This window comes from Clostridia bacterium, from assembly GCA_028698525.1.
GTDB lineage: Bacteria > Bacillota > Clostridia > JAQVDB01 > JAQVDB01 > JAQVDB01.
The window spans coordinates 1-11850 of the sequence record JAQVDB010000060.1 but is presented as its reverse complement, the minus strand read 5'-3'; the positions used below and the strand labels follow the sequence as shown (position 1 = coordinate 11850).

The following is an 11850-nucleotide window of genomic DNA, read 5'->3' as shown; positions in this document are numbered from 1 at the left end:
GGAGAAAGGAGTGCTGAAGCTAGATGAGTGTAAGCTTTAACCTAGCCAACAATACGGCAGTTATTACCGGTGGTGCAGGGATCTTATGCAGTGTCATGGCTAGAGAACTGGCCAACAAAGGTGTCAAAGTAGCTATATTGGATCTATTTGAGGATAAGGCACAGGCCATTGCAGATGAAATAATAGAGAATGGTGGAATGGCCATCGCTTGTAGGGCAGACGTGTTGAATCGGGAAAGTCTAGAGAAGGCTAAGGACTATGTGGTAGATAAATACGGTACTATTGATATCTTGATTAACGGAGCAGGTGGAAACAAAAAAGAAGCTACCACTGCAGAACAACTCAGTTTTTTCGATCTGGATCCAGAGGCTCTCAAGTGGGTTTTCGATTTAAATGTAATGGGAGCTGTATTGACGACACAGGTTTTTGGAGAATTATTTTTAGAATCAGGCAAGGGTTGTGTGATTAATATATCTTCTATGGCGGCCTATCATCCTTTGACTAAAACTATTGCCTACTCAGGTGCAAAAGCAGCTGTGAGTAATTTCACCCAATGGATGGCAGTGCATTTCAATCAAAATTACTCTACTGATATTCGCGTAAATGCTATTGCACCGGGATTTTTACTAACACAGCAGAATCGATTTCTCATGGTAGATGAAAACGGAAATCCTACCGAGAGAGGCAGAAAGGTATTAGATAAAACCCCCATGAGTCGATATGGAAAGCCGGAAGAGATTGCAGGACCGGTATTATGGCTTTGCTCAGATGCCGCTTCTTTTGTTAACGGTGCTGTTATTCCTATTGATGGTGGTTTTTCTGCCTACTGGGGAATATAGGAGGGAATGAAATGCAAAAACAAAAAATAATTTATCTTAAATATTTAAAAGAGTTCTGTGAACAGGCATTGATGAAAGAAGGAATGAAAGAAGAAAATGCGCAAATTACTGCCCAGGTCCTCAGTGAAACGGATGCTTACGGTATTCATACTCATGGAACTAAAAATCTTCACAATTATATCCGTAAAATGCGAGCCGGAGGTATAGATATCCACGCAAATCCTGAAATTTTATCAGAAGGTTCCGCCTATGCATTGATTGATGGAAATTCGGCTATCGGTATGGTTCCGGCTTATAAAGCGATGAAACTTGCTATTAAAAAGGCCCGAGATTGTGGTATTGCCTGTGCAGTAGTGCGAAACGGATCCCATTTTGGTGCAGCCGGTTATTATGCCAATATGGCGGCAAAAGAAAATATGATTGGTCTGGTGTTCAGTAATGTAGATGCCAATATGACGATACCCGGGGCAAAGGATAAGGTGATGGGGAATAATCCCATAGCTTACAGTGTACCAGCCGGATGCTATTCCCCAGTATTTCTGGATATCGCCATGAGTACGGTAGCATCTTTGAAAGTGATACAGGCCAGAAAGGATGGAAGATGTATACCTGATACTTGGATCACCGATGAAGACGGATTGCCTACCACTGATCCAAGTCATTATCCTGATGTAGGCGCCATGCAGCCGATGGCTGGACATAAAGGCTATGGAATTGCCCTTATGGTTGAGATACTAACCGGAGTATTATCCGGTGGTGGTATTATGAAACAAGTTCCTAGCTGGCTATTTTCCATGGAAAAGAAGAATAATGTTTCTCATATGTGTATAGTGATAGATATTTCTAAGTTTATGGATCCCGACCTTTTCAATAAACGAATGGAGTCTGTGGTGAAATACTTGCATTGTACGCCTAAAGCAAAGGGAACTGAAAGGATCTACTACCCAGGAGAAATGGAATGGGAGAGGTATGAAGAAGCTATGAATAAGGGCATCGTACTTCCCAAGGATGTTGAAGAGGCATTGATAGGATTGCAGGAAGAATCAGGGATTCCGATTAATTGGCAATAAAACAACATAAGCAGAAGATATGAGGTAATTGCCCAAAATAATAAATCTTGGGTTTTTTAAATATGACGTGAATTTTGCAAATATGTAAAATTCACGTTTTTAATTCATATTTAACATTTCGTAATAAATTCTTAAACAAGTTAACAATTTGGTAATAAATACATCTGTAAATTTATATAATTATTAGTTATACTATTGTTGTAGGCAATAAATTTTAATTGTTTGTCTTTTATAAAATATAATTTCATTAGAGTATTGTAATGGAAAGGGGATGTCTATGTACAAAAGAAAGGTCAGAATTTTTACAATAATCTGTATAATGCTGATTTTGCTGTTCAGCTCATTTTCTGCTACATATGCGCAACAACTAGGTTCTAGGATGCTTAAGTATGGAATGAGTGGAGAGGATGTAAAACAAGCCCAGGGAATGCTCAAGGATTTAAACTATTTTTTTGCAAACACTACTGGGTATTATGGAAATTTGACCAGAAATGCTATTATAAACTTCCAGAAAGATAATGGGTTGACTCCAGACGGGTTATTAGGCCCTAAGACTTATGCTTGTCTAAAGAACACACATAAAAGATACAAAGATTGTACCTACCTAACTTACAGTGATGTGCTTAAATATGGGCATAGGAGTGAACAAGTCAGGAGGCTTCAAGCCGCTCTGAAAAAGCTAAATTATTTTTCAGCAAATACTACCGGATACTATGGATGGATAACTCAACAATCTGTGATCAATTTTCAAAGGGATAAAGGGTTGTATGTAGACGGTATAGCAGGAAGAAATACAATAAATGCTATAAATAAGGCTTTTGTAGATTCCAAAAAATATTATACTGTTTTACCTGGGGATACTTTATGGAAGATATCCGTTAAATATAATACGAGTACAGATCAGCTTATGCAGTATAATAATCTAAAGAGCACAATGATATATCCGGGGCAGAGACTTTTGATTAGCCCATCATCCGGGTCAAGCGGAGATTCATCCAGCGGGGCCAAGCAGCCCTATATCACTTATCAAAACTATACTGTCAAATCTGGTGATACAGCCTGGAGCATCAGTATCGATAAAGGTATTCCCATGTATGAATTGATGAAGGCAAATAATTTAAATGAGAATTCATACTTATCGGTAGGTCAGACAATTAAGATACCTGTACACCATATACCTGTAAAGGCTACAGTTTCATCTAAACATGGTGAATATTTGGATTGGTGGACTGAAGCTCAGTATGTATGGACTATAGGCAAAGTTGCCGTAGTCGAGGATTTTTATACCGGAAAGACATGGAAGCTTAAAAGGACTATAGGTGCAAATCATGCAGATGTTGAGCCTTTGACAGCCAGTGATACTGCGATAATGAAACAGGTATGGGGAGGAAGCTGGAGTTGGACAATGAGACCTGTATTGATCCATGTGGACGGGAGGAAAATTGCTGCTTCTGCCGCAGCTATGCCACATGATGTCGATAATATAAAGGGTAACAATTTCAATGGACATATGGATGTGCATTTTAAAAACAGCACAAGGCATATGGATAATTCGACAGATCAAAGACATCAAGAAGCGGTGAAGATAGCTGCAGGAGTAAAATAAACCGGCAAAAAATTGCCGGTTTATTTTTTTGTAGCAATTAATACTGTTTTAAAAAACGGATACTAGGGTAAACATTAAATATAATTAAATTACGTTGCATTGTTGACATTTAAAGTAGATTATAATAAAATAATGATAACCCCCAGGGGGTATATTAAAATATCAAGACAGTGTATAATTTATATTTTTATGATATAAATATATGTGTTTCTAGCAACACTATAAATAAAAGATAATATTTCAATATATTGAAAGGAGAACTATTATGGCTGGGAAAAATGTAATTGAATTAACAGGTATCAATTTTGATGAAGAGGTAATAAATTCTGATCAACCGGTGTTAGTTGATTTTTGGGCTCCTTGGTGCGGACCTTGCAGAATGGTAGGACCGATAGTTGATGAGATTGCTGATCAATATGTAGGTAAAGCCAAAGTTGGAAAAGTAAATGTAGATGAGCAGAAGAATCTAGCTATGGAATATCAGGTTATGAGCATACCTACTTTAATTCTTTTTAAGGATGGTAAGCCGGTAAATAAAGCAGTGGGAGCACGACCTAAAAATTATCTTGAAGACATGATAAATCAGCAATTATAAAAAAATACCTCCAAGTAGATAGTCTATTTTTAATTAATTAGACTGTCTACTTTGGAAGTATCATATCAGATCAGCCTCTTTTTTATGTCTACATTGGAGCTTGTATAGAATAGATGTATGATTTAAGATATTCTTTAAGGTTTATTTATTTTTTTCTAAACTGCTATCATTAATAATATTATGAATCTTGTCATATGTATGGCCAACTCTCTCTAGGTGTTTTTCCATGTGCCGATATGCCTTATTTCCATTTCGGGATTTAATTGCTTCGTATTTCTCCCTGCTTTATGGATTGTTCCATCACATAGATGATGCTAAAGGTATTGCCCAGGAGATTATGAAATACATGGAAAAAACTAATGCTAAAAAATAAAGGAAAAAAAGCATTACTATAGAATATAACATAAAGAGTCATTTAACAGTTAATCTATAATGATATGTAGCATATACTTATAGTAGGAAGGGGAACCTGATTAAATTGAATAATATCTTTGTGAGCAGTTTTGATTCAATACTGGGGAAGTTGATGGTTTTTTCTAGTGATAAAGGCATTTGCAGGCTGGCTTTACCGGGTGAAGATATTATAAATATAAATAAATGGCTTAAAAAAAATTTTGGAAGTTATCATTTAAAGTATGACAATGAGCAACATGTTTCTATAAAGATGCAATTGCTTGAATATTTAAGAGGGCGGGTAAAAAAGTTTGATTGTGATTTTGACTTGAGAGGCACTCCATTTCAGTTAAAAGTTTGGAATTATCTGCGGGACATCAGTTATGGTTCTACCCTTTCATATAAACAGGTTGCATGGTATTTAGGACTGGATAACGGTCAAAGGGCGGTAGGAAACGCTATAGGCAAAAATCCGGTGCCTATAATCATACCCTGTCATAGGGTGATAAGGGAGAACGGTTCTATCGGAGGCTATGCAGGAGGAGAACGAATGAAGGAGAGACTTCTGGAATTGGAGGCAAGCTACAAATAGTTTATATTGCTGTGGTGAGTTCTGGTGGCTAGGGAAGTAGTTTCTACTATTTTGGAAAGATGTAAACAGTGTTATTCTTGTGTTAGGAATTGTCCAACCAAGGCGGTTAAAATAGAAAACGGACAGGCACGGGTGATGCAAGATCGCTGTATATATTGTGGTAATTGTGTAAAGATGTGTTCTCAAGATGCGAAAAAGATATTAAACAGCAAATTATCTGTTAAAAAAATTTTAAGGAGTGACAGCAAAGTATTTGCGATTGTCGCTCCTTCTTTTCCTGTGCAATTTCATAACAAAAAGGATTTAATTTATAGATTAAAGAAGATGGGTTTTTGGCAAGTGTGGGAAGTGGCCGTTGGTGCAGAATTGGTAGCACAAGAATACGAGAGGCTGGATTATCAAAACAACAGATATATAAGTTCTACCTGCCCGGCGATTGTTAACTTAATTCAAAAGCATTACCCTCATTTAATCAAGTATCTAGCACCGGTGCTTTCTCCCGCACAAGCTACGGCAAAACTGATAAGGCTTACTGTAAATTCAGATGACATAAAGATAGTATTTATAGGTCCTTGCGTAGCTAAAAAATGGGAGGCGGAAGAAGAGGGATATAAAGGATTAATAGACGAGGTGCTTACATTTGAAGAATGTGAAGAGTTGTTTTTAGAGTATGCTACAAACGATAAAGAAAATATACCTGATCAGGTATTTGATGGCCCTGCAGCTTCTCTAGGATATTTATTTCCTGTATCAGGAGGGTTGCTTAAAAATATAAATGTATACAACGATATATTATCTGAAGAACATGAAATAGTTGAGGGGATAAAACCATGCATTGAACTATTGGAATGTTTTGAAAAGACGCCTTACATAAAGCTAGCAGATTGCCTATTTTGTTCAGGATGCATCAGTGGTCCAAAAGTAAAAGATGATAGCAGCCTTTTGGAGAGAAAAGGTCAGATATTGGATTATATGAGAAGTATACCACTAGGAGAACAAGTCAAAGGCAAGTTATATATTATGGAATTACATATAGATTTGGACAGAGAATTTGCAGATATGCATAAACAGCTAGCTATTCCATCTGAGAAAGAGATAAATGAGATATTAAGGGAAACAGGTAAACAGGACATAAAAGACCAGTTAAATTGTGGTGCCTGTGGATATAGCTCCTGTAGAGAAAAGGCAATTGCAGTTTATCAGGGTATAGCAGAAAATCAGATGTGTTTGCCATATTTGCTATCACAGAAGAATTATCTGTTAAAATCATTAGAACAGAGACTGGATGCAGAAAAAAGGTTGACTGAGGAGTTAAAGGGCACTATCAATTCTTCTTTCGATGGTATATGTGTTACAGATGGAAACGGAAAGATATTGAAGATAAATGACGCTTTTGAGAAGATGATGGATAGGGGAAAAGATGAAATCGTTGGGAAGAATGTGAAGTTCTTGGAAGAAGCTAAGATTTTATACCCTTCAATCGGATTGATTATATTGAGGAGTAAAAAACCGGTAACTCTCATTCAGAGCATAAGAAATCAAAAAGAGGTGCTCGCCACCGGCAATCCTGTTTTTGATAGCAACGGGGTATTGTATAGGGTGATTATAAATATAAGGGATTATGAAGAGATAGAGCAATTTAGAAAGCAATACGACAGCATAATAAACAACAAAAATAAAAAAATCACATCTTATCTGGATACTATGAGGATAATATCCCATAGCAGGGAGTTTACATCTACTTTAGAATTGGCAAGAAGGGTGGCGAAAGTAGATTCTACTGTATTGATATTGGGTGAATCAGGAGCAGGAAAAGAGGTGGTGGCAAACTTTATATATAATTTAAGCGATAGGAAAGACAAACCTTTTATCAAGGTGAATTGTGCCAGCTTGCCTTCTTCTTTGATAGAATCGGAATTGTTCGGGTATGAAACCGGTGCTTTTACCGGTGCACACAGACATGGAAAACCGGGAATGTTTGAACTAGCCGATAAAGGCATTATATTCTTAGATGAAATAGGGGAATTGCCTTTATCACAACAGGTTAAGCTATTAAGAGTTATACAGGAAGGAGCTGTAATGAGGATAGGTGGAGTAAGCCCTATTGATATAGACGTGAGGATAATAGCTGCTACCAACAGTGATCCTGGTGAGATGGTAAAGGAGGGCAGGTTTAGGGCAGATTTATACTATCGTCTCAATGTAGTTCCAATAACTATACCTCCTTTAAGAGAAAGAAGAGATGATATAATCCCTCTTATGTACTTTTTTTTAGATGTTTTTAATAAAAAATATAGGATGAACAAAACCATATCTAAAGGGGTTAAACAAAAGTTTTTAGAATATGAATGGCCGGGGAATGTAAGAGAGTTGAGAAATATCATTGAGCGTGTTGTTGTTACTTCTAAAACAAATATAATCAGCCTTTATGATCTACAAAGTTGTTTTGATAGTAGTGCTGAATATAGTGAACAGAAAGTTAGAGTGAACGGGATTATACCCTTGAGAAAAGCGCTACAAGAGGTAGAAAAACAATTATTGACTCAGGCCAGGAGTTTATATAAAACTACTTATAAGATTGCCGAGGCCCTTGAGATAAACCAATCCACTGTTGTAAGGAAGATGCAAAAGTATTCAATGGATCAGGATAAAGGGGAATAATGCATAGATAAATTAATAATGCATTCATGCATTATTAATTTATCTATGCATTGCTTAATGTTGTTTGATTAAGGGGTGGAAAAGGTCTGTATAAAATAATGCATTTATGCATTATTTTATACAGACCTTTTTTTTAATCTCAACCAATTAAAGGCTGACACTGTTGGCACTATTCTTGCAGCTATAAATTAGTAGAAATGTATGTTGGGAGGGGAAATATATGGAGAGCATTGAGGAAAAGGCAAGACAGGTATTTGAGGAAAATAAAAGTAAAATAGATAGCATCATACAAAAATATAAAGCAAAGCCGGGTGCGCTGATACCGGTATTGCATGAAATTCAAATAACTACAGGATTTCTTCCTTTAGAGATACAAAAAAGGGTAGCACAAGGGCTGGATATACCGTTGAGTGAGGTGAACAGTATAGTCACCTTTTATTCACTTTTTTCAGAAAAGCCTAAGGGAAAATATTGTATAGGAGTTTGTAAAGGCACTGCCTGTTATGTAAAAGGGTCAGAAAAAATTTTAAAAAAGTTGAAAGAGATTTTAAAAATAGAACCCGGGGATACCACGGATGATGGGAAGTTCAGCATACAAGTATTGAGATGTTTAGGGGCCTGTGGACTAGGGCCTGTGATTACTGTTAATGAAAAAGTTTATACCCTGGTTACTCCAGATAAAATGACACACATAATGGAACAGATAGAAGGAGGGAAAGATGATGATAGCCTATAGCTGCTACCAAGAGTTAAAAGAATATGCATGCAATAATCTGAGGCAGAAGGAGAAGGAAAATAAAAACAAAATAAAGATAGTAGTTAAATATAGCAAATGCAGTGCTGCTGTCGGAGTAAAAGATATTATAGATCTTTTTACACAATTGATAAAAGAAAAAAATCTCCAAGATGTAACATTGAAAATAACAGGTTGTATCGGGATGTGCAGTATGGAACCTATTATCCAAATAGTATTTCCAGATGCAAAGCCTGTGACTTATTATCGTACAGATTTAGATAAGGCAAGAATAATATTTTTAAATCATGTGATAAAAGGGCGGATTATCTATCCATGGGTGCTCAAGCAAGAGGAGGTAACGTATAATGAGTATGATTAGAAATCAAATTTTAATATGTGGCGGCGGAGGCTGTATTTCATCAGGTTCAAAGGAATTTTATCAGGAGCTGGATAGACAGATAAACAGATTTAATCTCCAAGATGAAATAAAGGTAATAGTCACAGGTTGTATGGGTTTGTGCTCATTAGGGCCGTTGATGATGATATATCCGGAAGGGATATTCTATAAACAGGTAAAATGTGATGATATAAAAGAGATAGTAGAGCGGCATTTATATGAGGGTAATGTAGTGGAAAGGCTGCTTTATACAGAGCCTGATACAGGGAATAAGCTGAAAACTGTGGTAGAAATACCTTTTTTTAATCGACAGAAGAAGATTGCGTTGAAAAACGTAGGGAAGATAGATCCCAAACAAATAGAAGAATATATTGCCTTTGATGGATATTTTGGATTAGCTAGGGCAATAAACCAAATGACTGCTCAAAAAGTTATTGAGGAAATAAAAAAGTCCGGGTTGAGAGGAAGGGGAGGAGCCGGATTTCCCACTGGAATTAAGTGGGATTTGACTGCTAAAGCTGAAGACTATATAAAATATGTTGTTTGTAACGCAGATGAAGGAGATCCGGGAGCTTTTATGGACAGAAGTATAATTGAAGGAGATCCTCATGCCCTGATTGAAGGTATGGCGATAGCAGGATATGCAGTAGGAGCAAAACAAGGATATATTTATATAAGGGCGGAGTATCCTCTAGCTGTTCAAAGGCTTTCTCATGCCATAAATCAAGCAAGAGAGTACGGACTATTAGGCAAGAATATAATGAATACCGGTTTTGATTTTGATATGGATATAAGGGTGGGTGCAGGTGCTTTTGTATGTGGTGAAGAGACTGCACTTATGTCCTCTGTGCAAGGTAAGAGAGGGGAGCCGAGACCTAAGCCTCCTTTCCCTGCAAACAAAGGATTGTGGGAACATCCAACTTTGATAAATAATGTAGAGACCTATGTAAATGTGCCTGCTATATTATTGAAAGGGCATCAATGGTTTAGGAGTATAGGGACAAAAGAAAGTCCGGGTACAAAAGTTTTTGCCCTTGCAGGCAATGTGAGAAATACCGGATTGGTGGAGGTTCCTATGGGTACCAAACTAGGAGACATAATATATGATATCGGAGGCGGAATTATCGGCGACAAACCATTCAAGGCTGCCCAAACAGGAGGCCCTTCAGGAGGCTGCATACCCAAAGATGCCCTTAATGTGCCGGTTGATTATGAATCATTGACAGAACTGGGTACAATTATGGGTTCAGGCGGATTGATAATTATGGATGATGATACCTGTATGGTGGATTTGGCTAAATTTTTTCTTGAATTTGTGCAGGAAGAATCCTGCGGCAAATGCACACCATGCAGGTTGGGTACTAAAAGAATGCTGGAGATATTGGATAGGATAACTAAAGGTAAAGGGGAAAAGGGCGACATAGAAAAGCTTGCCAAGCTTGGAAATGAAATAAGGGATACTGCTCTTTGTGGACTTGGCCAAACAGCACCTAACCCTGTGCTGAATACGATAAAATATTTCAGAGACGAATATCAGGCCCATATCGATTTTAACAATTGTGTAGCCTCTAAATGTGCTGCTTTGTTTAATGCCCCTTGTCAGAATGCATGTCCTGCCGGGGTGGATGTACCTAGATATATTGAGTATATACAAAGGAAACAATTCGTTAAGGCTGTTGAAGTCATTAGAGAGAATAATCCGTTTCCTACTGTTTGCGGCAGAGTATGCAATCATCCCTGTGAATTTAAGTGTCAGAGGGCTGGCATAGATCAGGCTATAGCTATAAAGACATTGAAGAGATTTGTTGCAGATTATGAATTTGAACATTGGTCTGAAATACATCAAAGCCAAGGAAAAGATGTTGCTCAGGATAAAAATAAAAAGATTGCTGTCATAGGTTCGGGGCCGGCAGGTTTGACTGCATCATATTATTTGGCAAGGTGGGGATATAGGCCGGTGGTGTTTGAACAAGAGAAAGTTTTGGGAGGTATGCTGGCATTGACCATCCCTGAATACAGATTGCCTAAAAAGGTTTTAAATAGAGAGATACAATATATTTTATCCCAGGGAGTGGATGTGATAACTAATATGAAGGTGGGGAGTGATTTGTCTTTTAGGGATATAAGAAGGAATTTTGATGCAGTGTTCATTGCCATAGGAAGTCATAAATCTCTGCCATTGAATATACTTGGTGAAAATGCTAAAGGTGTTATTTCTGCTGTTGATTTTTTGAAAGATGTAAATTTAGGCAATCCTATGCAGATAGGAAGAAAGGTTGTAGTAGTGGGAGGAGGGAATTCGGCTATTGATGCTGCAAGGGTGGCCAAACGACTTGGGGCTCAAGAGGTGGATATTTTGTATAGAAGGACCAAAAAAGATATGCCGGCAGAGAAGTCTGAAATAGTAGAGGCAGAACGGGAAGGTATAAAGATATTTACCCAGGTAATACCTAAAAAAATTTTTTGCGATGAAGATAATAGAGTAATAGGTATGGAATGTTGCAGAATGGTATTGTCTGATTTTGATAGATCGGGAAGAAGAAAGCCTGTACCTGAAAAAGGATCTGAGTATAGGATAGATGCTGATACTGTTTTGACGGCTATAGGATTATTTCAGGATATAGAAGGATTGGATGAAACAAACAGTGTAAGGATTGGCCCCACCGGAAAATTATTGATAGATAAAGGCGCGTTGAAGACATCTATGCAAGGAGTATTTGTAGGAGGAGATTGTCTAAGAGGGCCGGACACGGTTATTCAGGCTATTGCAGATGGTAAAAATGCTGCATATGAAATAGATAAGTACTTGGGGGGAAATCAACAACAATTGGATGAGTTACAAAGGTACGATAGAAAGTATTTTGCTCCCTTGATAGAAAGACAGACAAAAAGGGTTGATGAAAAGTCGATGGATATAAAACAGCGTCAAAATAATTTTAAAGAAGTAGAACTTTCTCTTTC

The 11850-nt window shown here is 37.3% G+C and carries 9 protein-coding genes; all 9 read left to right on the top strand.

The window, feature by feature from the left end:
- The first annotated feature begins 23 nt into the window (after positions 1-23).
- Positions 24-839 carry an SDR family oxidoreductase gene (locus PHP06_08840; protein MDD3840660.1) on the top strand — a complete coding sequence of 272 codons (816 nt, stop codon included), beginning with the start codon at positions 24-26 and terminating at the stop codon, positions 837-839.
- Positions 840-850: 11 nt separating this feature from the next.
- The gene (locus PHP06_08835) at positions 851-1909 is read left to right on the top strand and encodes an Ldh family oxidoreductase (protein ID MDD3840659.1); all 1059 of its coding nucleotides are present in this window, start codon (positions 851-853) and stop codon (positions 1907-1909) included.
- 277 nt (positions 1910-2186) lie between these two features.
- Positions 2187-3515: a peptidoglycan-binding protein gene (locus tag PHP06_08830; protein MDD3840658.1), complete on the top strand. Its 1329-nt coding sequence runs from the start codon at positions 2187-2189 to the stop codon at positions 3513-3515.
- 265 nt (positions 3516-3780) lie between these two features.
- Positions 3781-4110, top strand: a complete 330-nt coding sequence (gene trxA, locus PHP06_08825) for a thioredoxin (GenBank protein MDD3840657.1) — start codon at positions 3781-3783, stop codon at positions 4108-4110.
- Positions 4111-4588: 478 nt separating this feature from the next.
- On the top strand, positions 4589-5095 hold the full coding sequence (locus PHP06_08820) for a methylated-DNA--[protein]-cysteine S-methyltransferase (GenBank protein MDD3840656.1): 507 nt from the start codon (positions 4589-4591) through the stop codon (positions 5093-5095).
- Between the two features lie 24 nt (positions 5096-5119).
- Positions 5120-7756, top strand: coding sequence for a sigma 54-interacting transcriptional regulator (locus tag PHP06_08815; protein ID MDD3840655.1), 2637 nt, complete (start codon positions 5120-5122; stop codon positions 7754-7756).
- Between the two features lie 220 nt (positions 7757-7976).
- Positions 7977-8492: an NADH-quinone oxidoreductase subunit NuoE gene (gene nuoE / locus PHP06_08810; protein ID MDD3840654.1), complete on the top strand. Its 516-nt coding sequence runs from the start codon at positions 7977-7979 to the stop codon at positions 8490-8492.
- Positions 8476-8871, top strand: coding sequence for a (2Fe-2S) ferredoxin domain-containing protein (locus PHP06_08805; GenBank protein MDD3840653.1), 396 nt, complete (start codon positions 8476-8478; stop codon positions 8869-8871). The genes nuoE and PHP06_08805 overlap by 17 nt, the downstream gene beginning before the upstream one ends.
- The coding region (gene nuoF, locus PHP06_08800) for an NADH-quinone oxidoreductase subunit NuoF (protein ID MDD3840652.1) at positions 8858-11850 on the top strand (2993 nt) is incomplete at its 3' end. The genes PHP06_08805 and nuoF, both read left to right, overlap by 14 nt.